The sequence below is a fragment of the Cognatilysobacter terrigena genome (genome assembly GCF_004361065.1).
GTDB lineage: Bacteria > Pseudomonadota > Gammaproteobacteria > Xanthomonadales > Xanthomonadaceae > Cognatilysobacter > Cognatilysobacter terrigena.
Genome location: NZ_SELT01000032.1, coordinates 1 through 22,547, shown reverse-complemented (window position 1 = coordinate 22,547; position 22,547 = coordinate 1). Strand labels below are relative to the sequence as shown.

At 69.2% G+C, this 22,547-nt stretch carries 18 protein-coding genes and 1 pseudogene; 14 read left to right on the top strand and 5 right to left on the bottom strand.

Annotation, left to right across the window (positions count from 1 at the left end; all coding sequences use genetic code 11):
• Positions 1–24 precede the first annotated feature (24 nt).
• The 5 genes and pseudogenes from EVS83_RS14160 (at position 25) to EVS83_RS14135 (ending at position 2,814) form a co-directional block, all read left to right on the top strand.
• Entirely contained in the window at positions 25–609 is a 585-nt protein-coding gene (locus EVS83_RS14160) for a superoxide dismutase family protein (RefSeq protein ID WP_133501670.1), read from the top strand.
• A gap of 1 nt (position 610) precedes the next feature.
• Positions 611–1,111, top strand: a complete 501-nt coding sequence (locus tag EVS83_RS14155; RefSeq protein WP_133501669.1) for a GNAT family N-acetyltransferase — start codon at positions 611–613, stop codon at positions 1,109–1,111.
• A 239-nt stretch (positions 1,112–1,350) separates the two neighbouring features.
• Positions 1,351–1,629 carry a hypothetical protein gene (locus tag EVS83_RS14150; protein WP_133501668.1) on the top strand — a complete coding sequence of 93 codons (279 nt, stop codon included), beginning with the start codon at positions 1,351–1,353 and terminating at the stop codon, positions 1,627–1,629.
• A 207-nt stretch (positions 1,630–1,836) separates the two neighbouring features.
• Positions 1,837–2,331, top strand: a pseudogene (locus EVS83_RS14145) (pyridoxamine 5'-phosphate oxidase family protein); the annotation flags it as partial.
• Between the two features lie 258 nt (positions 2,332–2,589).
• Positions 2,590–2,814, top strand: a complete 225-nt coding sequence (locus EVS83_RS14135) for a DUF378 domain-containing protein (RefSeq protein WP_133501665.1) — start codon at positions 2,590–2,592, stop codon at positions 2,812–2,814.
• 3 nt (positions 2,815–2,817) lie between these two features.
• Here the strand turns inward: EVS83_RS14135 and EVS83_RS14130 are convergent, their stop codons facing one another.
• The gene (locus EVS83_RS14130; RefSeq protein WP_133501664.1) at positions 2,818–3,726 is read right to left on the bottom strand and encodes a hypothetical protein; all 909 of its coding nucleotides are present in this window, start codon (positions 3,724–3,726) and stop codon (positions 2,818–2,820) included.
• An 88-nt stretch (positions 3,727–3,814) separates the two neighbouring features.
• Between EVS83_RS14130 and EVS83_RS14125 the strand changes: the two genes are divergently transcribed.
• On the top strand, positions 3,815–5,092 hold the full coding sequence (locus EVS83_RS14125; RefSeq protein ID WP_133501663.1) for an acetyl-CoA C-acetyltransferase: 1,278 nt from the start codon (positions 3,815–3,817) through the stop codon (positions 5,090–5,092).
• A 94-nt stretch (positions 5,093–5,186) separates the two neighbouring features.
• Entirely contained in the window at positions 5,187–6,191 is a 1,005-nt protein-coding gene (locus EVS83_RS14120; RefSeq protein WP_133501662.1) for a DUF4349 domain-containing protein, read from the top strand.
• A gap of 56 nt (positions 6,192–6,247) precedes the next feature.
• On the opposite strand, the gene EVS83_RS14115 is transcribed toward EVS83_RS14120, so the two are convergent.
• Positions 6,248–7,480, bottom strand: coding sequence for a heme biosynthesis protein HemY (locus EVS83_RS14115; protein WP_133501661.1), 1,233 nt, complete (start codon positions 7,478–7,480; stop codon positions 6,248–6,250).
• A 73-nt stretch (positions 7,481–7,553) separates the two neighbouring features.
• On the bottom strand, positions 7,554–8,315 hold the full coding sequence (locus tag EVS83_RS14110; protein WP_133501660.1) for a uroporphyrinogen-III synthase: 762 nt from the start codon (positions 8,313–8,315) through the stop codon (positions 7,554–7,556).
• A 33-nt stretch (positions 8,316–8,348) separates the two neighbouring features.
• Between EVS83_RS14110 and EVS83_RS14105 the strand changes: the two genes are divergently transcribed.
• The 5 genes from EVS83_RS14105 (at position 8,349) to EVS83_RS14085 (ending at position 11,469) form a co-directional block, all read left to right on the top strand.
• On the top strand, positions 8,349–8,813 hold the full coding sequence (locus tag EVS83_RS14105; protein ID WP_133501659.1) for a YiiD C-terminal domain-containing protein: 465 nt from the start codon (positions 8,349–8,351) through the stop codon (positions 8,811–8,813).
• Between the two features lie 95 nt (positions 8,814–8,908).
• Positions 8,909–9,322 (top strand): hypothetical protein, encoded by a 414-nt coding sequence (locus EVS83_RS14100; protein ID WP_133501658.1) that lies wholly within the window; start codon positions 8,909–8,911, stop codon positions 9,320–9,322.
• Positions 9,323–9,431: 109 nt separating this feature from the next.
• Positions 9,432–9,827: a rhodanese-like domain-containing protein gene (locus tag EVS83_RS14095; RefSeq protein WP_425456114.1), complete on the top strand. Its 396-nt coding sequence runs from the start codon at positions 9,432–9,434 to the stop codon at positions 9,825–9,827.
• Between the two features lie 76 nt (positions 9,828–9,903).
• The gene (gene secB / locus EVS83_RS14090; RefSeq protein WP_133501656.1) at positions 9,904–10,419 is read left to right on the top strand and encodes a protein-export chaperone SecB; all 516 of its coding nucleotides are present in this window, start codon (positions 9,904–9,906) and stop codon (positions 10,417–10,419) included.
• Positions 10,420–10,425: 6 nt separating this feature from the next.
• Positions 10,426–11,469: an NAD(P)H-dependent glycerol-3-phosphate dehydrogenase gene (locus tag EVS83_RS14085; RefSeq protein WP_133501655.1), complete on the top strand. Its 1,044-nt coding sequence runs from the start codon at positions 10,426–10,428 to the stop codon at positions 11,467–11,469.
• A 77-nt stretch (positions 11,470–11,546) separates the two neighbouring features.
• Here the strand turns inward: EVS83_RS14085 and EVS83_RS14080 are convergent, their stop codons facing one another.
• Together EVS83_RS14080 and EVS83_RS14075 are read right to left on the bottom strand one after the other, a co-directional pair.
• The gene (locus EVS83_RS14080; RefSeq protein WP_133501654.1) at positions 11,547–12,179 is read right to left on the bottom strand and encodes an outer membrane beta-barrel protein; all 633 of its coding nucleotides are present in this window, start codon (positions 12,177–12,179) and stop codon (positions 11,547–11,549) included.
• Between the two features lie 158 nt (positions 12,180–12,337).
• Positions 12,338–12,907, bottom strand: coding sequence for an OmpO family porin (locus EVS83_RS14075; protein WP_133501653.1), 570 nt, complete (start codon positions 12,905–12,907; stop codon positions 12,338–12,340).
• A gap of 578 nt (positions 12,908–13,485) precedes the next feature.
• Between EVS83_RS14075 and EVS83_RS14070 the strand changes: the two genes are divergently transcribed.
• Together EVS83_RS14070 and EVS83_RS14065 are read left to right on the top strand one after the other, a co-directional pair.
• Positions 13,486–19,404 (top strand): beta strand repeat-containing protein, encoded by a 5,919-nt coding sequence (locus EVS83_RS14070; protein ID WP_133501652.1) that lies wholly within the window; start codon positions 13,486–13,488, stop codon positions 19,402–19,404.
• A 14-nt stretch (positions 19,405–19,418) separates the two neighbouring features.
• The coding region (locus tag EVS83_RS14065; RefSeq protein ID WP_133501651.1) for a hypothetical protein at positions 19,419–22,547 on the top strand (3,129 nt) is incomplete at its 3' end.

Here is a 22,547-nt window from a genome sequence, read left to right as displayed (position 1 = left end):
TGTCGATCCTCCAAGGAGACCGCCATGAAGACGTGCCTCGCCGTGATCACTTCCACGCTGCTGCTCGCCGGGTGCGCAAGCACCGCGCCCGCGCCCTCGACGGTGCCGGCCACCGCGCCCGTGCATGCGTCCGTCGGCGTCGCTGCACCACCCGTGGATGCGGCGGTGATCGCGCTCGCGCCGGCCTCGGGCTCGCTGGTGAGCGGCAAGTTGAACGCGATGGCGATGGCGGGCGGCGTGCATTTCACCGGCGACATCGGCGGCCTCGCGCCGGGCAGCACGCACGGCATCCACGTGCATGAAACCGGCGACTGCAGCGCCGCGGATGCGACGAGCGCCGGCCCGCACTTCAATCCGGCCGGGCGCGCGCACGGACGCCCCGACAGCACGACGCACCATGCCGGTGATCTGCCCAACATCACCGCCGGCACCGACGGCGTCGCGCATGTCGACATCCACGTCGGCGGCATGACCCTCGGCGGCGCGGCCGCGACCAACATCCTCAATCGCGCGCTCGTCGTGCACGCGCAGGGCGACGACTACGCGTCGCAGCCCGCAGGCAACTCCGGCGCGCGCATCGCCTGCGGCGTGATCCGCGCGGGCCGCTGACATGCTCGGCCACCTGCGCGTTCGCGATGCGGTGCCCACCGACGCCGAATTGCTCGCGCAGTGGGCGTGCACGATGGCGATGGAGACCGAGCATCTCGAGCTTGATCCCAACATCGTGCTCGCCGGCGTCACGCAGGGCATCGCCGATCCGTCGAAGGCGCACTACATCGTCGCTGTGCGCGAAGTGCCGGTCGCGGGCTCGGAAGTGATCGCCGAGCCCGTCGGCATGCTGATGACGACGACGGAATGGAGCGACTGGCGCTGCGGACACTGGTGGTGGATCCAGAGCGTCTACGTCGCGCCCGCGCGTCGCCGCGCGGGCGTGTTCCGCGCGTTGTACGACCATGTGCGTGCGAACGCGGCGGCGCGTCGCGACGTCATCGGGTTGCGTCTTTATGTCGAGCGCGACAACGACGTCGCGCAGTCGACCTACACATCGCTCGGCATGCGCGACGCCGGCTATCGCATCTTCGAAGCGACCACGCGATCCGACGCGCGCTGACACCTGGAACTCACGACAACCGCCGCTTTCGCGCACGCCGCGGCCGCTTGCACGCCCGCGGTTGCGACCGTCGTCACGGCATGCGGCCGCTGCACGCGCCATTCATGTGAAAGCGGAGTGACGTGGCTACCCTGTAGATCCTTCGCGCATGGCCGTTACCTCGGTCAGAGGCCGCGTGGGCTTCGCCGAATCCACATCGAATCGCGCCGCGCGGCGTGATGTTCCAGGAGTTCCGTGTCATGCAGCTTATGGGCGCGACGTTGCGCAAGATCACGTTCAAGGACGGCCTGACGGCGATGCTGTTCAGCCTCGCGCTGACCGCCGGCCTCGCGCTCGCGTTCAAGTCGATGGGCCGCGACATGTGGGAAGCCACCGACGCGTTGATGCCGGTGTTCATCGGCGGCCTCGCGCAGGCCGCGGGCATCAACCCGGTGCGCAGCCCGTTGCTGCTCGCGCTCGTCGCCGCCGGTGCGGGCGTGGTGATGCTGCTCAGCAAGCTGGCGCTCGGCCTGCTCTGATCGTCGGCATCGCTGTTGCAGAACGGCCGCCTTCGGGGCGGCCGTTTTCGTTTTGGTCGTCACGTGTCGTGTGCCTGTTCGCGACGAACGCGTGTCGACGCGCCGACGACACCGCGATCGCCGACAGCTGAACGATGTCGCATTCGATTCACCACGCCTTGTCGGGTCCGGCCGCAGCGTCGGTGCACCTTCCACCGGACTTCCGTCATGGCCCGTCGTCCCACCAGCGCCGAGCAGCTCGCCGAACTCATCGAAGGCATCGACATCGCGATGCTCACCACCGTCGGACCCGAAGGCTGGCTCGTCAGCCGTCCGCTGTCGACGCAGCAGGCGAGCTTCGACGGCGAACGCATCTGGTTCTTCACCGAAGCCGACAGCCCGAAGATCGGCGAGATCAAGCGCAAGAAGAAGGTCAACGTCGCCTACGCGTCGAAGGATGCGAACACCTACATTTCGGTGGCCGGCGAAGCGCGCATCAATCGCGACCGCGCGAAGATCGAATCGCTGTGGAGCGACGCGATGAAGGCGTTCTTCCCGAAGGGCGTGAACGATCCGAACCTCGTGCTGCTCGAAGTCGAAGTCCGCAGCGCGGAGTACTGGACGGGGCCGCGCACCGGCGTCGGCAAGCTGCTCTCGTTCCTCGTCGCGCGGGTGACGAAGAAGGAAGAGCTGATGGGCGAGAACCGGATTCTCGATCTGCGCAGCGGTGCGCGCCGCGCGCTCAAGCCGCCGTCGGACAAGTCGTCGCGCGGCCGTTCGAAGGCGTCGGCGAAGAAGGCCGCGGCCGGGGTGCTCACGCGGTCGAAGGCCAAGCCGGCGAGTCGGAGCCGCACCGTCCACTGACGCCGCCGTCCCCGCCATCCGTCGGCGCGCCCCACGGCGGCCGTTGCGCCGTCATGCCAGCGGCGCATGCTCGCCCCGTGCGGTTCGGCTCCGTGGTGCGGTCAGCGGAGGTGGGCGATGAGGGCGTTGAACACGGTCACGTTCGTGCTGCTGGTGCTCGGCGGCCTCAACTGGGGGCTGATCGGCCTGGCGCAGTTCGATCTCGTCGGCAGCGTGTTCGGCGGCGCGACGTCGCCGCTGTCGCGCATGGTCGACCTGTTCTTCGGCGCGTCGGCCCTGTGGCAGATCACGCGACTCGTGCGCATCGCGCGCGGACGGCCGACGCCCGCACCGACGGGCTGACGATCAGGCCAGCGATTCGACGGCGTCGTTCGCACGATCGCAGTGCACGAAGTTCACGACGACGCCGTGCGCCTGCAGCACCGCGGCGAGCTGGCGCTGGCGCGCTTCGAAGTGGCGATGCTGGCGCAGCGCCTGCTGGCGGCAGTCGTCGGTGGTGCAGTCGAGCCCGACCGCATAACGCTGCTGCCAGGCCTGCGGCGAGAACAGCGCGATGCGCGCTTCGCCGTCGACGTAATGGATCAGCGGCTCGGGCGATTCGTCGAGCCAGGCTTCGTCATCCGGCGCGAGCAGCGCGGTTTCGATGACCGGCCACAGCGGCGCGAGGCCGGCGTGTTCGTACTGCAGCGACGTCATCGCCGCGAGGTCGTGCACGGTGAGGTAGCGCGCATGCTCGACCTGCAGGCCGAACATCGACTGCGCGGCGAGCGCCGTCGCCGCGCCGGCCATGCCGCGCTCGAGCAGCTCGTGCTCGAACAGGTCGCCGACCGCAGCGATGCGATCGGGATCGCCCGTCAGCACGAACGGCACCAGACGCAACGGGCCGCCGGCGAAGTCGGACTGCGGCGCCAGCGCGCCGGGCAGCGTGCCGTCGTGCGCACCGAACGCGATGACGCGCGCCTTGCTCGACCCCGGCGCACGCGCGGCGAGGTCGTCGAGTTCGCGGTGCACCGGCCAGCCCGGGCGCAGCAGTTCGACCGGGTCGTAGTGCGCGCCGACGATCACCAGTTCGAGCTCCGCGGCGGCGGGCGCGAACGTGGCGAGGTCGGCGGCGATCAACGCGGCGAGTTCGCCCGCCTGCGCCTGGGTCAGGCGGTCGTCGCGGACCGGCGCGTCGCCCGACAGTTCGAGCGCGAGTGCGCCGAGCACGTGGAGGGCGCCGGCGGCATCGGGCGCATCATGGGAATGGGTCATCAGTACGCTGGCGTGTGGTAGCGCTACACTCGCCGCATTATGCCCACGGCGCCCCGGTGCGCCGCGTCATCGACCCGCGAGGCCTTCCATGCTGCTGTATCGCTCCGTCGCCGTGCTCGGCGGCGTCCGCAGTCCCTTCTGCCGCCAGAACACCGCCTATTCCGACGTCGGCAACCTCGGGCTGTCCGTGCGCGCACTCGGTGCGCTGGTCGAGAAGTACGGCCTGCAGGGTGTGCAGCTGGGCGAGGTCGCGATGGGCGCGGTGATCAAGCATTCGTCCGACTGGAACCTCGGCCGCGAGGCCGCGCTGTCGTCCGGCCTGTCGCCGCTGACGCCCGGCATCACGCTGCAGCGCGCCTGCGGCACGTCGCTCGACACGATCGTGCACATCGGCAACAAGATCGCGCTCGGCCAGATCGAGGCGGGCATCGGCGGCGGTTCGGATACAACGTCCGACGTGCCGATCGTTTACGGAGCGAAGCTGCGTCGCCGCCTGCTCAAGGCCGCCGCGGCGAAGACGCCGGGCGAGAAGCTGCGCGCGTTCGCGGGTTTCTCGCCGCGCGAGCTGAAGCCGGATTTCCCGGGCGTCGCCGAGCCGCGCACCGGCAAGTCGATGGGCCAGCACTGCGAGGACATGGCGAAGGAATGGCAGATCCCGCGCGAGGCGCAGGACCTGCTCGCCTACGAGTCGCACCAGAAGCTTGCCGCCGCCTACGAGCGCGGCTTCTTCGACGATCTCGTCGTGCCGTTCCGCGGCGTTTCGCGCGACAACATCCTGCGCGCAGACACCACGCTCGCGAAGCTCGCCACGCTCAAGCCGGCATTCGATCGCACCAGCGGCCGCGGCACGCTCACCGCGGGCAATTCGACGCCCCTGACCGACGGTGCCGCTGCGTGCCTGCTGTCGAGCAACGAGTGGGCGCAGGCGCGCGGCATCGAACCGCTGTGCTGGATCCGCGACGCGCAGGTCGCGGCGGTGGATTTCGTCGCCGGCGAAGGGTTGCTGATGGCACCGACGATCGCGGTCGCCGAGATGCTCGCGCGCAACAACCTCACGCTGCAGGACTTCGACTTCTACGAGATCCACGAAGCGTTCGCCGCGCAGGTGCTGTGCACGCTGCGCGCGTGGGAGAGCGACGAGTACTGCCGCAATCGCCTGGGCCTGCAGCATGCGATGGGCTCGATCGACCCGGCCAAGCTCAACCCGAACGGTTCGTCGCTGGCGACGGGCCATCCGTTCGCAGCGACCGGCGCGCGCATCGTCGCGACCGCGGCGAAGGAACTCGCATTGCGCGGTCGTGGCCGCTGCCTGGTCTCGATCTGCACCGCGGGCGGCATGGGCGTGGTGGCGATCCTCGAACGCTGAGCGCGGCCGCGGTCGCCGCGTGCGGCCGCTTGATAACCCCGGTAAGGTCGGCCGGCCGTTGGAGAACGGCACCACCGCCCTTCCGGAGTCGCGCATGCGCCGTCTGTTCGTCGTTCCCGTCGTGCTGGTCCTGCTGGCGACGGCTTGCAGCAATAAGGAGCAGGCGGCCGATTCTTCGATCGCGGCCGATGCCGGGTCCAGCGCATCGCGCGGCGAAGCGATGCAGGCCGCGCCCGACGCCGGAGGTGCCGTCGCACCGGCTGCACCGAGCGCGCCTCCGGCGGAACCGAAGTCCGCGGTGACCGGCCCCGGCGTCGACCCCGACGCCATGGGCTCCGCGGCGATGACCCAGAACGTCGGTACGCGACGTTTCATCCGCACCGCGCAGGTCGAAGCGCAGGTGCGCGACGTGCAGCGCGCGGCGGTGCGCATCGCCGATCTCGCCGCGTCGCAGGGCGGCTTCGTGACGCGCGACGACATCAGCACTGCGATCGATCGCGTCGAAACCCGTCCGCTCGGCAACGAACGCCTGGTCGAGCTGTCGACGTACACGATGCGCGGCGATCTCGAAGTGCGCGTACCGAGCGATCGCGCGCAGATGTTCCTGCGCAGCGTCGCCGGTGAACTCGAATTCCTCGATCGTCGCCACTACGAAGCGGTCGACGCGCAGTTCGAACTGCTGCGCCGCGAACTTGCGCGCAAGCGCCACGAGCAGGCGCAGGCCGTGCTCGGCGACGCCGCCGCGAACGCCGGCAAGACAGCCGACAAGATCGATGCGATCGAAGGCCGTGCGGACCAGCAGACCCAGCGCGATGAAGCGCTCGTCGAACAGCGCACCTACGAGGATCGCGTTGAGTTCGCGACGCTCGATTTCTCGCTGCGTCAGCCGCAGCAGGTGCGCCGCGCGGAACGTCCGGATGTCGACGCGATCCTGCGCCACGAACGCCCGAACCTGTTCTCACGCCTCGGCACGGCAATGGCCGATGGCGGCCGCGGCCTGCTCGATCTCGTTGTCATGCTGGTCGCCGGCTGGCCGCTGTGGCTTGGCCTTGCGGTTGCGCTGATCGGCGTGCGCGCGTGGCGGCGTCGCGCGAAATGATCGAACGCCTGCGTCGCCGACGTGCATCGGCGACGCAGGCATCCTCCCGCTGATCGTTACTGCAGGCGCGTTCCGGCGCGCGGATCGCGCAGCGGATCGAGGCGTCGCGACACGCGTGAATCGGGCGTCAGATCCAGCACGCCGTCGCCGCGCGAGGTGCGCAGCGCATTCGCATAGGCGATGCGCGCACGCGACTCGTCGCCGTTCGCCGAATAGCCGTGGCCCAGCAGCTCCCAGGCTTCGGCGCCGGCGCCGTGCTCGATGGCGTCGTGCAGCGTGCCCTCCGCACCGAGCCAGTCCCCGTGCGCGTACTGCAGGCGGGCGCGGCTCAGCAGCAGGCCGGGGCTGCCCGGATGATCGGCGAGCCAACGCTCGATGCGCGACGCACGTTCGTCGAGACGACCGATCGACAGGCGCCCATAAAGCCCTGCAAGCGAATCGTCCCAGTTCGCGTCGAGCGACTGCTCGATCGCGCGCGCCGCGGCGTCATCCCAATTCAGCGCCGCCGCACGTTCGGCGTAGGCCGCGACGATGGTCGGATCGCGACGCAGTGCGGCCGGCATCGCATCCCAATGCGCGGCGAGCGCATTGCCGTCGGCCGCGGAGAGAAGTGCTCCCCGCGCCCAGCGCGATTCGAGACGCGGGAGGTCGGCGGCCGGCACCGCGTCGGCCTTGCGCAGCGCGCCGAGCATGCCGTACGCCTCGTCGTAGCGACCGAGCTCCGCGAGCGACTGCGCACGCAGCGCGAGACCACGCGGCGGCAGCGGCTGCGCGCTCGGTGCGTCGAGCGCCACGAGCGCATCGTTGGCGCGACCGTGCGCGAGCGCGAGTTCGGCCAGGGCGACCGCGCGCAGCGTTGGATGCGTCGACGCCAGCGCATCGACGTGCTGCTGCGCGACCACCGGTTCGCCGCGTGCCGCCGCGGCGCGCGCGGCGTGGATGCGGGCGATGGCGAGCGTGTCGGGGTCGTCGATCGTCGCGAGCGAACGCTCCGCGCGATCCCAGCGACCGATGTGCATGTCCTCCAGCGCGGCGCCCAGGCGCGCACGTTCGGCGCGTTCACGACGGCGACGCAGCGCGACGCCCGGCGCGGCGATCAGTCGTACCAGCAACCACGCGGCGGCGAAGATCGCGAGACCGACCGCGATCGCGCGGGGAATCGTGGTCGTGTAATCGCTGCCGCCGTAGCGCATCAGTACCAAGCCCGGATCGGGCAGCAGCACCTGTGCGGCGAGGGCGACGGCGAGGACGACGACCGTCCAGATCAGCAGACTGCGGATGAACGACATGACGACGCCTCGGCGGGGAACGCGACGCCGCCAGTCTCGACAGCGGCAGCGGGAGACGCCGTGAAAAGCCGCTTCAGCGCTGCGGCCGGTTCAGCGCGGCGACAAGTTGCGCAGGCCGGGGCCCGTCGGCGAGGACGACATCGTCGAAACCGAGCCGACGCGCATGCTCGACCAGCCGCTCGCTCGCGGCGACCACGCGCGCGCGCCGCAGTCGCGCGAGGTCGGCGGGTTCGAGTTGCCCGACGGCGAGGTCCAGCGCTTCGCCGCTCGACAACGCGATCGCGAGCGCACCGTCGTCCACGCCGCGCAGCGCACGCAGCCCGGTGCGCGGCAGGCCGCAGGGTTCACGCACGTAGACGTCGGCACGCACGATGCGCGCACCGCGCGCGTGCAGCGCCGGCGCCAGGCGATCGCGACCACCGGGTGCAGTGACGAGGCCGATACGACGGCCGTCGACTGCATCGAATACCGGCAGCGCGAGCACACCGTCGCTGTCCATGCGTGTAGGTCGCGCGACCTCACGAACGCCGGCGCGTCGCAATGCCTGCGCAGTGCCATCGCCGAGCGCGACAACGACCGCGCGTGTCGACAACGGCTGCAACGCTTTCGCTGCAGCCACCGCGTTGGGACTGGTGAACACGACGATGTCGGATGCCAGCGCATCGCGCAGTGCAGCGCGCGTGGCTGCGTCGTCGCGCATCACGATGCGCAGCGGCGACAGCGCGATCACCGCATGCCCCGCTCGACGCGCGACATCGCGCAGCCGCTGGTGTTGACCGCGCGGTCGCAGCGAGATCACGTACCATCGCGGGCCCGTCGACAGGGAGTCGTGCATGACGCGCACTTTCTCACACCGGCCGATGACGCCATGAGCGCCGACGCGCTCGCGCATCTCGACGCGCACTACCAGGGCATGCCGCCCGTGCGCGCACTGCAGCTGTCAATCGAATCGTTCGACGGCGAACGCCTGCGGCTCGCTGCGCCGCTCGCTGCGAACGTCAACGACAAGGGCTGCGCATTCGGTGGTTCGCTCGCCTCGCTGATGACGCTCGCGTGCTGGGGTCGAGTCTGGCTCGGCCTGCATGACGAAGGCCTCGACTGCGACATCTACGTCGCCGACAGCCGCATCCGTTACCTCGCGCCGCTGTACGACGACCTGCAGGCGGAAGCGGCGCTCGCGGAGGACGCGTCGTGGCGCGATTTCGTGGCCGCGATCCGCGCGAAGGGACGTGGCCGAATCGATCTCGTGGCGCGCGTCGACCTGCCCGACGGTCGCCCGGCAACGACGTTCGACGCACGCTTCGCCGCCATCGTCCGCGCGCCGGCCGGCTGAACCGCCGCCCACGCCCACGCCGTTGCGGGACGGCGTCCGCTTCGCGCTGAGGGCGTTGGGCCCTAGGATCGGCGCATCTCGGGGGAGACCACCGCATGCGCCTGCTTCGCTACCTGCCGCTGTTGCTGCTGCTCGTCGTCGGCCTCGCCGTCGCGGGCCCCGCCCAGCGTGCGCTTCCGCCCGCGCAGGACACCTGGGCCGCGGCCATCCGCTGGGGCGACTTCGAAGGCGCACTCAATCTCGTCGACCCGACCCTGCGCGCGGACCTCGCGCCCAGTTCGATCGAGCTCGCGCGCTACAAGCAGGTGCAGATCTCGACCTACCACGACCGCGGCGCGAGCGTGGACTTCAAGGCCGGCCGCGCCGTGCGCGACATCGAGATCGGCGTGATCAACCGCAACACGCTTGCCGAGCGCACCGTCCGCTACCGCGAGACCTGGCGCTGGGACGCGCAGGCCAAGGCGTGGTGGAACACGAGCGGCCTGCCGGACCTCTGGGCCGACGACTGATCGACCCGGGCGTGGGCGTCGCGCCCGCGTGCGACAATCCGCGCCCCGGTCCATCCGCGTCCCGCCTGTGACCTCCCAGGAACTCCTCGATTTCGCCGGCCGCCACTCGATGCTCGCCATCGGGTTCGTGGTCCTGACCGTCGCCATCATCGCCACCGAGGTCGCGCGCCTGTTCCGCCCCTACAAGGCGCTGACGCCGGCGCAGCTCACCGCGCTGGTGAACCGCGAGGACGCGCTGGTCGTCGACGTGTCGCCGGCGACCGACTTCGAGAAGGGCCACATCGCCGGCAGCCGCAACGTGCAGGCCAGCGCCTTCGGCCCGGAGCACAAGCTGCTCGCCGCCGCCAAGGACAAGCACGTCGTCATCGTCTGCCGCACGGGCCAGGGTTCGGCCGACCAGGCCGGCAAGCTCAAGAAGGCCGGCTTCGCCCACGTCCACTGGCTGGACGGCGGCATCGCGGCCTGGCAGCAGGCCGACCTCCCGCTGGTGAAGGGCCGCGCCTGAGCGCCCGGCGCGGCTTGTAGGCCGTGCCATAATCCCGCCCCTTTCTCGCATCGATATCCGTGCCGGAGCACGCGCCATGACCGAAGAAATCCAGAACGACGCCGCGTTCGGCGCCACCGACGCCGAAGGCACCGGCGCTTCCTTCACCGTCGAGAAGATCTACGTCAAGGACGTCTCGTTCGAAGTTCCGGGCGCGCCGGCGGTGTTCAACGAGCAGACGCAGCCGCAGCTGCAGATGAACCTCTCGCAGCAGGTCACGCGCCTCAACGACTCGGCCTTCGAGGTCGTGCTCGGCGTCACCCTGACCTGCACCGCCGACGACAAGCCGCTCTACCTCGCCGAAGTGAAGCAGGCCGGCGTGTTCGGCCTGGCCGGCTTCGACGCGCAGACGCTCGACGCCATGCTCGGCACGCACTGCCCGAACGCGCTGTATCCGTACGCGCGCCAGCTGATCTCCGACCTCATCCAGGCCGGCGGCTTCCCGCCGTTCCTGCTGCAGCCGCTGAACTTCGAAGGCCTGTACGCCGAAGGCCTGCGCCAGCGCATGTCGCAGGGCGGCCTCGAGTCGTCCGAGGCGGCCGGCACCGCCTGATCCGCCGTGGCGGACACGTTTGAAACCCCGCACGCGCCCCGGCGCGTCGCGGTGCTCGGCGCGGGCTCCTGGGGCACCGCGCTCGCGGCGTTGATGGCGCGCAACGGCGAGGTCGTGACCCTTTGGGGTCGCGACGCCGACGTCGTGGCCGCGATCGACACGACGCAGGAAAATCCGCGTTACCTGCCGGGCGTGGCCTTGCCCGACACGCTGCGCGCGACCACCGATCTTGCCGCCACGATGCGCGACGCCGACCTCGTGCTCGTCGTCGTGCCGTCGCATGCCTTCGCCGAAACCCTTCGCGCGCTCGCGCCGCATCGCCCGGCGCAGGCCGGCGTCGCGTGGGCGACCAAGGGCTTCGAGCCGGGCAGCGGGCGATTCCTGCACGAAGTCGCGGCCGAAGTGCTGGGTGCGGACGTCCCGCTCGCGGTGGTCACTGGCCCGTCGTTCGCAAAGGAAGTCGCGCAGGGCCTGCCGACGGCGTTGACCGTGCATTCGGACGACGCCGACTTCGCGCAGGTCGTCGCCGAAGCGCTGCACGGTCCCGCGTTCCGTGCGTACACGGGCGACGACATGCTCGGCGCGGAGCTCGGTGGCGCGATGAAGAACGTGCTCGCGGTGGCCACTGGCGTCGCCGACGGCATGCAGCTCGGGCTCAATGCACGTGCGGGCCTGATCACGCGCGGGCTCAACGAGATGCTCCGGCTCAACCAGGCGCTCGGCGGCAAGGCCGAAACTTTGATGGGCCTCGCGGGTCTCGGCGACTTGGTGCTGACCTGCACCGGCGATCTGTCGCGCAATCGTCGCCTCGGCCTCGCGCTCGGGCGCGGGCAGTCGATCGCCGATGCGGTGCGCGAGATCGGGCAGGTGGTCGAGTCGGTCCAGACGGCCGACGAGGTGATGCGCCAGGCGGAACGTGCGGGCGTCGAACTGCCGATTTCGAGTGCAGTGCGTGCGGTGCTGCACGGGCAACTCACGCCCTCGGATGGTCTACGCCAGTTGTTGTCCCGACAGCAGAAGCCGGAGTATCCGAGCGGGTTGTTCGAGTAACGCAACGCGCGATCGCTACGACAGCGGAAAGAAAAAAGCCCGGCCGAAGCCGGGCTTTTCATTGCGGCATGCAGCGATCAGAAGCTCGCGCGGACGCCGACCTGGTAACGCGTGGTGGCCGCGTCGTCGATCAGGTCGCCGTGCTCGATCTCGGCGGTGATGCCCCACGTCGGGTTGATGTGGAACTCCGCGCCGACGGTACCGCTCCAGGTGCCTTCGAAGTCGCCGCCGTCGTAGTAGTTGGCCTTGAGCAGGCCTTCGACGATGTCGTTGAACTGGCCGCGGACGCCGACCGAAGCGCGGCCGCCGTGGGCCGACGCGCTGTCGCGGTAGGTGACGCCAGCGAGCGTTTCCTTGAGGTCGGCCACTTCGTGCACCCAGGCGGCTTCTGCAATGAAGTCGGCGCGCGGGCCCATCGGCTGGTGGTAGCCCACGCCGATCTGGTCGTCGCGGAGGTCGATGTCCGCGCGGCCGCCAGTGAAGTTCTCGGTGTCCGAAACCTTGGACACGCTGCCGAACACGTTCACGCCCGAGCTGCCGAAGTCGTACGAGCCACGCAGGTAGGCGCCATCGGCCGTGGTGTCTTCATACGGATCGTTGTCGACGTGCAGACGGTTGTAGCCGCCCTCGATGTAGGTATAGGAAAGCGGAGCGGCCGATGCCGCGAACGGCGCCGCGGCCAGCGCGAGGGCGAGAAGGGTGGTCTTCATGTAAGTCCTTGTTATTGTTGAGTCCGCAGCAGCACTGCTGCGCTGCAGCACGTCACCTTAACAAAGCCTTCACACGGCTGAAAAGAAAAGCCCGGCCGAAGCCGGGCTTTTGCACTCACGAGTCGGGGGAGAGAGGACTCGAGTCGTGAACTGCTGGATCAGAACGAGATGCGCGGGCCGACGAACCACTGGGCGTCGCCACCGTTGGCGAACTTGACGTCGGCGTTGATGCCCCAGGTCGGGTTGAACTTCACCTGGGCGCCGACGCGGCCGTAGAAGTCGCCGTCGAAGTCCTGGTAGTCCTCGTAGCCGGCCATCGCATAGGCCTCGAAGTTCGGGCTGATCGCGCCACGCACGCCGGCTTCGGCGCTGTAGCCGTTGCCGTCCACGCCCTGGCCGGCGTCGAACTTCTCGTAGGCGACGCGGGTGACGAGGTCGAGCTTCGGGTTGATCTCGCGGTTGTAGCCGACGCCGACGCGCCACTGGTCGAGGTCGATGTCGGTGTCGCTGATGTTGACCTTCGAGTAGCCGCCGAACACGTGGAAGTTCGGGTTGATCGCGCCCGAGCCGTTGAGCGCCCAGCCGTCGGCATCGTTGTTCGAGCCGGTGTTGCTGGCGTCGACGCGGGTGTAGCCGCCTTCGACGTAGTTGTAGGACACGCCTTCGGCCGCCGAGGCAGCGAACGGAAGGGCGGCAAGCAGGGTCAGGGCGAGCAGGGTGCGCTTCATGAGGGAAGGACTCTCGTTATTTTTGGAATGGACCGGCCGTAAGACGCCGGTGGGGCGGAGTATCCGGAACGAACTCGAACGGATCCTTAATCCTGAACCGTCGAGTTCAGGAACTCTTCGTATTTGCGTCGGTCGCCGGCCGGCGCCGATGACGCGGTGCGTCACGTTTCGACGGCCGCCGACCGTCCCGATCCGCCTGTGACCCGCTGCTCCATTTCCGGGGTGCACAACGGCTCACGCGATAGCAACGAATCGCTCACTCACGGCCTCCGTGAAATCCGCGTGAAAACAGCCACATACGCGTCCGTCCGCGGCTTGCGATAGGCACGCCCAATCGTTCCGATTCATGAGCGTGATGAATGTCACGGCTCTGGCACGTCTCCTGCACTGCAGCGATTGACGTTTTCTACCTGCACTCCGGCCTCGAGGCCGGCAGTCCGGTCCGAGCCGCGGTTCGAGCTCCGATCGGTAGCGCCACGGGCACCCGCCCGGGGGATGGCGCCCAGCGATCCATGTCGGCCCCCACGACGCCCGATGCCACGGCGCTGTTCCGCCGTGCTTCACCGAGCCCTGCACCAATGACCGAACGCCACGACCCGAGCCGCAGTACCGCGGCCCCCGTCTCCCGCGACCTGCGCACGCGCATGCGTCGCGCCCTGCATCGCGCGCGGCATTGGGCGACCAGCCTCGTGCTGGTTGCCGTCACGCTCGCGGCGTTGCCCGACGCGCATGCACAGCGTGCGTTCGCGCGGCGCTTCCCCGACGCCGCCGCACCGTCGCTGAACATCGAAGGCGACATCGTGCTGATCGGCAACGTCAACCTGACGTGCCCCGCGGGCTCGACGTCGACCGACGACGCCGCGACGTGCGCCAACGTGCAGGCCGGTGCCAACGGACGCAACAACGGTTTCGCGATGACGGCGGTCAACATCGACGCCGACGGTACCAACACCAACTCGAGCATCGCGACGCTCAACCTGCCGGCCGGCTCGAACGTGCTGTTCGCCGGCCTGTACTGGGGCGCCGTGCAAGCGACGGCATCGGCGCGCACCACGGTGCGATTGAAGGCGCCGGGCGCGGGCTACGTCGGCGTCACCGCGGGCGTCACCGACGCGATCGGCTCGACGTACCAGTCGTTCGCCGACGTCACGTCGATCGTGCAGAGCGCCGGCAACGGCGCCTACACCGTCGGCAACATCGGGCAGAGCGCGGCGGCCGGCAACTGGAGTGGCTGGACGCTCGTGGTCGCCTACCAGAAGAACGGCGCGCAACTGCGCAATCTTTCCGTGTTCGACGGCCTCCAGGCGGGCAACGGCACCAACACGCAGTTCGACATCGGCATCAGCGGGTTCTACACGCCGCCGACCGGTACGGTGAACAGCAACATCGGCTTCGTGCTGTACGACGGCGACCGCGGCCAGAACGACGACGCCGGCGGCGCCGCGTCGCTGCTGTTCGGCAAGGACATCGCGAGCCTCTCCGCGGTGTTCGACGCGATCAACCCGCAGGCGGACTTCTGGAACAGCTCGATCTCGTTCCAGGGCGCGAACGTCACTGCAGGCCGCACGCCGTCGTACGTCAACCTGCTCGGCGTCGACATCGACAACGTCAAGCCGAACGTGCCGCTTCCGAACGGTTCGACGACGGCCGTCGCGCGTTTCCGCGCCAGCGCCAACGACGTCAACTATCCAGGCGTGATCACGCTCGCGACCGACGTGTTCGAGCCGGAAATCGTCACGTCGTTCACCAAGACGGCGACGAACGACAACGGCACCACGAGCTTCCATCCGGGCGACATCGTCACCTACACGATCAGCCTCACCAACCGCGGCAACGACAACTCCAACAACACGCGCATCACCGATCCGCTGCCGGCCGGCGTCACCTACGTGCCGGGCTCGCTGCAGGTCACGAGTGGTGCCAACAGCGGCGTGATGACCGATGCCGCCGGTGACGACCAGGCCGACTACTCGCCCGGCACGCGCACGGTGACGTTCCGCGTGGGCACGACCGCCGATGCCAGCACCGGTGGCGTGATCGCGCCGACCGTCGGCACCACCGTGACGTTCAAGGTCAGCATCGATCCGGTCGCGAACAACACATCGCTGTCGAACGTCGCGAACGTCAACTACGTCAGCAACACGAGCGGCATCGCGGGCTCGGGCAAGACGCAGCCGTCGAGCTTCACCGTCACCGGCAATGCCGATCTTTCGGTGACGAAGACCGGGCCGGCAACGGTCGGGGCCGGTGCGCCGATCAGTTACACGGTCACCGTGGCGAACGCCGGTCCGGATGCGGCCAACGGCGCGGTTCTCGCCGACACGCTGCCGCCCGGCATCACCGGCGTGAGCATCAACTGCACGCCGAGCGGCGGTGCGAGCTGCCCGGCGACGATGACCAACTCGATGGCGATCCCGACGTTGCCGTCGGGCGGCAGCGTCGTGTTCACGTACAACGGCACGGCGCCGTCGTCGGCGACGACGCTGACCAATACCGCGACGATCACCGCGCCGCCGGGCGTCACCGACCCGTCGACCGCGAACAACAGCGCGAGCGCGACCACGTCGGTGCAGACGGCGGACATCGCGGTGACGAACGTCGCATCGGCCGGTCCGTACTACCCGAACCAGACGGTCACCTACACGCTCACGGTCACCAATAACGGCGCGGGCACGGCGGACGCCGTTTCGCTCAGCGACACGCTGCCTGCGTCGATGACGTTCGTGTCGCTGACGGCGCCGGCCGGCTGGAGCGCGACGACGCCTGCCGTCGGTGCGAGCGGCACCGTTACCGCGACCACCGCGAGCCTCGCGCCGGGTGCGACCGCCACGTTCACCCTGGTCGTGCAGATCCCCGCCGGCGCAGCGAACGGCAGCACGTTCTCGGACACCGCCACGGTCTCGGCGAGCAGCGTCGACCCGGCGCCGGCCAACAACAGCGCGACGGCGAGCATCACGATCACTGCAGGCGCCGACGTCTCGATCAACAAGACGCTCGTCACCACCGGGACGTACTACGAAGGCCAGCCGCTCGCGTACACGCTGGTCGTGAGCAACGCTGGCCCCGTGACCGCCACCAACGTGCAGGTCACCGACACACCGACCAACCTGACGATCACCAACGTCAGCGGCGCCGGCTGCTCGGCGCTGCCGTGCACGATCGCGTCGCTGGCCGCAGGTGCGAGCGCGACGATTAACGTCACGGCAACACCGGTGGCCGGCACCTTCGACAACGCCGCGAGCGTCAGCGCCGCGCAGCCCGATCCGACGCCGGGCAACAACAGCGACACCACCGGCAACGGCGGCACCGCGATGGCGGCGATGGATCTTGCAGTCACGAACGTGCTGACCAGCACGTCGCCCGCGGCGACCGGCTCGCAGGTCACCTACACGATCACGGTCACCAACAACGGCCCGCAGTCGGTCCCCGGCGCGTCGCTCACGGAAACGATGCCGCCGCAGCTCACGGGCGTGACCTGGACCTGCGCGAGCGGTTGCGACGTTGCTAGCGGCAGCGGCGACATCAATGTCGGCATCACCTTTCCGGTCGGCGGCAGCATCACGATTCTCGTGGCGGGCACCGCGCCGTCGACAACGCCGTCGACGATCGCGGCGGCGACGGCAACCGCGAATCCGTCGTCGTTCGCGATCGATGCGAATACTGCGAACAACGCGGCCACCGCTCCTGCGGTGCCGGTGAGCGCGCTACTGATCAACGCCATCGACGATGCCGGCAGTACCGGTGGCGCGTCCGGCGGTACTGCGATCGCGACCGTGCTCGCCAACGACACGCTCAACACGGCTGCAGCGACAACAGCCAACGTTGCGCTGTCGGTGGTGACGCCGGCCTCGAGCGCGGGCGTCACGCTCAACCTGGCGAACGGCGCGATTACGGTTGCAGCGGGCACGCCTTCGGCGACGTACACGATCGCCTATCGCATCTGCGAGACCGCGAATCCGGGCAACTGCGACGACGCGACGGCGACCGTCACCGTGACCTCCGCGACGCTCGTGGCGAACAACGACGCTGGCACAGCGAACGGCCAGACCGGGGGCACGACCGTCGCCGATGTTCTTGGGAACGACACGCTCAACGGCAGCGGTGCGACGACATCCAACGCGACGCTGTCGCAAGTGTCGACGTCGAACCCGAAGGTCACGCTGGACATTTCGACCGGCGCAGTAAACGTCGCCCCGGGCACGCCGGCCGGCACGTACACGCTCGTGTACCGCATGTGCGAGGCGATCAATCCGGCCAACTGCCAGAACGGCACGGTCACGGTCACCGTCACCGCCGCCGTCATTGACGCCGTGGACGACACCGCCGGCCCGGTCGAAGGCAGCGCCGGCGCGACCGCGGTCGTCAATGTGCTTGCAAACGACACCATCGGCAGCACGCCGGCCACTGCGTCGAACGCTGTCCTCACGCCGACCACCAGCGGCGCGCTGACGCTGAACGCGAACGGCACGGTCGATGTGGCTGCGAATACGCCAGCCGGCGCGTATCCGCTCACGTACCAGCTCTGCGAGCAGCTCAACCCCACCAACTGCGACACCGCGACGGTGACCGTGAACGTCTCCGCTGCAGTCATTGCGGCGAACGACGATGCGCCGCCAGCGATCGTCGGCGCGAGTGGCGGTGTCGCGATTGCCACCGTGCTCGCCAATGACTGGCTGGGCGCCGCCGCACCATCGACGTCGAACGTCACGCTGACGCAGCAGTCGACCTCGAACGCTGCGGTCACGCTCAACGCGTCGTCGGGCGCTGTGAACGTCGCGGCCGGAACGCCGGCCGGTACGTACACGCTGGTCTATCGCATCTGTCAGACGCTGAACCCGACCAACTGCGATACCGCGACGGTGACCGTCGTCGTCTCGGCCGCCGCCGTCGACGCGGTCAACGATGCCGCGGCGAACGTCAACGGTGTCGCCGGCAACGCGAACGTGGTGAACGTGCTCGGTAACGACACGCTCAACGGTGCAGCAGCGACGCTGTCGAACGCCACGCTGGCGCAGGTGTCGACCACGAACGCGAACGTCACGCTCAACGCGTCGACGGGTGCGATCGCCGTCGCCGCCGGCACGCCGGCCGGCACGTACGCGCTCACGTACCGCCTGTGCGAGCAGCTGAATCCGGGCAACTGCGACACCGCGACCGCGACCGTCGACGTCGTCGCGCCGGCGCTCGCCGCGGCCAACGACACCGGCACGACGACGCAGAACACCGCGATCGCGCTCACCGTGCTCGCGAACGACACGATGGCGGGCAGCGCAGCGACGTCGACTGCGGTGAGCGTGGCGATTGCCACGGCGCCGCAGCACGGCACCGCGACGGTCGGCACGAACGGCGTCGTCACCTATACGCCGACGACGAACTACAGCGGCACCGACACGTTCACCTACCACATCTGCGACGTCGTCAACCCGACGGTGTGCGCGACCGCGACGGCGAACCTCGTCGTCACGCCAACTGCGGTTGATGCGATCGACCAGACGGTCAGCACGCCACAGACCGGCCCGATCGCGATCGATCCGATGCGCACCACCACGAACGGCGGTGGCGCACCGCTGGATCCGTCGTCGGTGCAGATCGTGACGCCGCCCTCTACCGGCACCGTCGTGGTCAATCCGAACGGCACGATCACGCTCACGCCGGACCGCCTGTTCTTCGGCACGGTGAGCTTCCGCTACCGCATCTGCGACCGCTCCACGCCGACGCCGGTGTGCGACGTCGCGACGGTGACGGCGAACGTCGCCATGCAGGCGCCGCAGCTGCGCCTGGTCAAGACGGTGCCGACGCGTTCGGTGCACGTCGGTGACCTCGTGCGCTACACGGTGGTCGTCGAGAACACCGGCATCTCGCCGGCGAACAACGCGACCGTCGTCGACACGCCGCCGGCAGGGTTCACCTACGTCGAAGGCTCGCTGAGCGTCGACGATGCCGACGACCGCTTCGTCCTCGCCGGCACGCAGCCGATCCGCATCAACGGCATCGACGTGCCCGTGGGTGGCCGCGCGACCGTCGTCTACGTGCTGCGCGTCGGCGCGGGCGTCGGCCGCGGCACGCACACGAACTCGGTGAGCGCGACGGACGCGACCGGCAGCACCGTGTCCAACACGGCGACCGCCGACGTCACCATCGAAGGCGATCCGACCGTCGACGACGCGCTGATCCTCGGAACCGTGTTCGCCGATGTGAACGGCGACGGCATGCAGCAGGACGGCGAGGCCGGCCTGCCGGGCGTGCGCATCGCGTCGGTCGAAGGCCTGGTCATCGAAACCGACGTGCACGGGCGTTTCCACCTCGCCGGCGTGCAGCCGCAGAGCGCCCTGCGCGGCAGCAATTTCGTGCTGAAGGTCGACGCGGCCACGTTGCCGCCGGGCAGCACGTTCACCACCGCGAATCCGCTGGTCCGGCGCATCACGCCCGGCCTGTCGGTGCGCTTCGACTTCGGCGTGTCGCTGCCCGCGGGCACCGACGCCGGCACCACGCGCTGAGACCCGAGCACGACATGAACCTCAAAATGAAACTGCTCGATCTCGCGCTGATCGGCATCCTCTACGCCGGCGCTGCGCCGCTGGCCTCCGCGCAGTCCGGCGCGCCGACGACGAACGTCGCCACGCCGGCGCGCCGCAGCGTCGCCGCGCTTCCGGGTGGTGGCACGGTGTGGGCTGTCGAAGATCCCACGCTCGTCGCGCCGCGCCTGTCGGTGATGGCGCCGTCGACCGCGCCCTTGGACAACGGCCGCATCGTCGGTTCGGTGCGCTTCCAGGGCGCGATGAACTATCCGGCGTTCGTCGATCGCCTCGAAGTGAGCGTGTACCGCGCGAACGACGAAGACCTCGTCACGCCGCTCGCGACGATTCCGCTCGCGTCGGGCGCGACGGTGCAGGGCGCGTGGGACGGCACGTTGCCGGCCAACGTCGCGCTGCACGCCGGCGATTCGCTGCGCTACGTGACCCGTGCCTACGGTCGCGACGGCAACGTCGATGAAACCTATTCGCAGCTGATCCAGCTGGTCTCGCCGGACGAATACGCGCGCGGGGCGCAGGCGGTGCGCACGCAGGTTGAGCGCAGCCGTGGCGCGGTGGCGTCCGCCAACGATGCGCAGGATCTGCAACTGCAGGCCGCCGCGGCCGCCGGCAACGGCCTGCATCGCCAGACCATCGCGATCCACGGCTCGCGCGTGCGCGTGTTCGGCCGCGACGTGCCGCAGGCTGCGCCGCTGTCAATCAACGGGCAGGCATTCCCGGTGGCACAGGACGGCACGTTCGTCGCCGAATTCCTCGAGCCGGTGGGCACGCATCGCTACGTCGTGTCGAGCGGCCGCACGGACGGCGCGTCGCCGTCGGCCACGCTGGGCGTCGACGTGACCGGCCGCTACATGTTCGTGGTCGCGCTCGCCGACGTGACGCTGTCGAAGTCCGGCGGCAATGACCACGTCGAGCCACTGGCCGGCGACGAGAAGTTCGACGACGGCTTCATCAAGGACGGCCGTCTCGCGTTCTATCTCAAGGGCAAGGTGAAGGGGAAATACCTCGTCACCGCGCAGGCCGACACCGAAGAGCGCGAGCTGGACCAGCTGTTCAACGGTTTCCTCGACGCGGTGCCGACCGACGTCTTCCGTCGCCTCGATCCGGACGCGTACTACCCGGTCTACGGCGACGACTCGACGACCACGCGTGATGTCGACACGCAGGGCAAGCTGTACGTGCGCGTCGACTGGGACCGCAGTCAGGCGCTGTGGGGCAACTTCTCGACCGGATTCACCGGCACCGAATACGGCCAGTACCAGCGTTCGCTCTACGGCGCCGCGCTGAACTACGTGTCGCGCGGCAGCATGCCGCTGGGCGAGCCGCGCACGATGGTGCGTGCGTTCGGCAGCGAAGCGCAGAGCGCGCCGGGTCATAGCGAATTCCTCGGCACCGGCGGCTCGCTCTACTACCTGCGTCATACCGACCTGTTGCCGGGCTCCGACCACCTCGTGCTCGAGGTGCGCGACGTGCGCACCGGCCGCACCGAGGCGCGCGTCGACCTGCAGCGTGGCGTCGACTACGACGTCGATGAACTGCAGGGTCGCGTGATCCTCGAGCGCCCGCTGTCGCAGATCACGCGCGAGAACGTGCGCACATTGACCCGCGACGAACCGCTCGACGGCTACCAGCAGCTGCTGCTCGCCGACTACGAATACATCCCGAGCGGCTTCGACGCGGGTCATGCGAGCACCGGCGTGCGTGCGAAGCAGTGGGTGGGCGATCACGTCGCCTTCGGCGGCACGTACGTCGACGAGAATCGCGAAGGCGACGACTACCGGTTGATCGGCGGCGATCTCACGCTGCAGGCCGGTCGCGGCACCTACCTCAAGGTCGAGCAACACCGCAGCGATTCGACCGCCGCGCCCGTGTTCTATTCGGACAACGGCGGTCTCGGCTTCGTGCTGCGCAATCCGCTGCTCACGGAGCGTTCGGGCACGGCGAATGCCATCGAAGCCCGCGCCAACTTCAAGGAGCTCGGCTGGACCGCGCGCGACTGGAGCGTCGGCGCCTGGTGGCGCGACGTCGATGCCGGTTTCTCGATCGCGCGCTTCGACACCGCAACGCCGACGACCGAATCCGGCGCCGAGTTCATCGGCCAGGTCGGCGAACGCTTCGACCTGTTCGGTCGCGTCACGCGCACCGAGCGCGGCAGCGCGACGTTCGAGGACGCGCAGCTCACCGGCACGTGGCGTCCGACCGATGTCGACCGCCTCGGCCTCGAGCTGCGTCGCGTGCGCGAGCAGGATGCGGGCCTCGACCAGAAGGCGATCCTCGCGGCGCTGGAATATCGCCGTCGCATCGGTTCGTCGCTCGAGGTCTACGGCAACGGCCAGGCAAGCTTCGGCGAAGACGGGGGCTATGCGGACAACAACCGTGTCACCGCCGGCGCGAAGTACCTGTTCGGCAACCGCTCGAACGTCGGCGCCGAAATCAGCGACGGCAGCCGCGGCCACGCGGCGCAGGTCAACGGCGAATACCGCCTGAGCGACGACCACTCGCTCTACGGCGCCTACACCTACAGCACCGACACGACGAGTTCGCGCGTGGCCAGCGAATTCGACCGCGCGCTCAGCAATGGCTGGACGCTCGGCCAGCGTTGGCGCCTGTCGAACCAGCTCAACGTCTACAACGAGAGCCAGTCGATCCGCTCCGCGAACGGCGACGAGGGCGTCACGCACACGCTCGGCATGGACCTGTATCCGGCCGATGGCTGGCAGCTCGGCTTCACCGTCATGGATGGCACGCTCGACGCGACGACGGGGCAGGTCGACCGCCGCGCCTACAGCGTCAGCGGTGGACGCACGAATGCCACTACGCAGTGGTCGAGCAAGCTCGAATACCGTCGCGACAGCGGCGCCGAGCAGCGCACGCAGTGGGTCACGACGAACCGCCTGTTCTATCGCGTCAACGAAGACTGGCGCGTCGCTGCGCGCGTGAACTACGCCGATACCGACGACGCGCTCAATGCAGCGGCGGGCGCGCGGCTGGCCGAGAGCAACATCGGCTTCGCCTGGCGTCCGCATGACACCACGTGCTACGCGATGTTCGGCAAGTACACCTACCTGCTCGATCTCGCGACGCTCGGCCAGGACGGCGGCGCGCAG

Coding starts and splice junctions, on each gene's coding strand:
- secB (WP_133501656.1), top strand. CDS start 9,904: ATGACCGAAGAAATCCAGAACGACGCCGCGTTCGGCGCCACCGACGCC.
- EVS83_RS14110 (WP_133501660.1), bottom strand. CDS start 8,315: ATGCACGACTCCCTGTCGACGGGCCCGCGATGGTACGTGATCTCGCTG.
- EVS83_RS14120 (WP_133501662.1), top strand. CDS start 5,187: ATGCGCCGTCTGTTCGTCGTTCCCGTCGTGCTGGTCCTGCTGGCGACG.
- EVS83_RS14125 (WP_133501663.1), top strand. CDS start 3,815: ATGCTGCTGTATCGCTCCGTCGCCGTGCTCGGCGGCGTCCGCAGTCCC.
- EVS83_RS14075 (WP_133501653.1), bottom strand. CDS start 12,907: ATGAAGCGCACCCTGCTCGCCCTGACCCTGCTTGCCGCCCTTCCGTTC.
- EVS83_RS14095 (WP_425456114.1), top strand. CDS start 9,432: ATGCTCGCCATCGGGTTCGTGGTCCTGACCGTCGCCATCATCGCCACC.
- EVS83_RS14150 (WP_133501668.1), top strand. CDS start 1,351: ATGCAGCTTATGGGCGCGACGTTGCGCAAGATCACGTTCAAGGACGGC.
- EVS83_RS14070 (WP_133501652.1), top strand. CDS start 13,486: ATGACCGAACGCCACGACCCGAGCCGCAGTACCGCGGCCCCCGTCTCC.
- EVS83_RS14135 (WP_133501665.1), top strand. CDS start 2,590: ATGAGGGCGTTGAACACGGTCACGTTCGTGCTGCTGGTGCTCGGCGGC.
- EVS83_RS14155 (WP_133501669.1), top strand. CDS start 611: ATGCTCGGCCACCTGCGCGTTCGCGATGCGGTGCCCACCGACGCCGAA.
- EVS83_RS14160 (WP_133501670.1), top strand. CDS start 25: ATGAAGACGTGCCTCGCCGTGATCACTTCCACGCTGCTGCTCGCCGGG.
- EVS83_RS14100 (WP_133501658.1), top strand. CDS start 8,909: ATGCGCCTGCTTCGCTACCTGCCGCTGTTGCTGCTGCTCGTCGTCGGC.
- EVS83_RS14105 (WP_133501659.1), top strand. CDS start 8,349: ATGAGCGCCGACGCGCTCGCGCATCTCGACGCGCACTACCAGGGCATG.
- EVS83_RS14115 (WP_133501661.1), bottom strand. CDS start 7,480: ATGTCGTTCATCCGCAGTCTGCTGATCTGGACGGTCGTCGTCCTCGCC.
- EVS83_RS14080 (WP_133501654.1), bottom strand. CDS start 12,179: ATGAAGACCACCCTTCTCGCCCTCGCGCTGGCCGCGGCGCCGTTCGCG.
- EVS83_RS14130 (WP_133501664.1), bottom strand. CDS start 3,726: ATGACCCATTCCCATGATGCGCCCGATGCCGCCGGCGCCCTCCACGTG.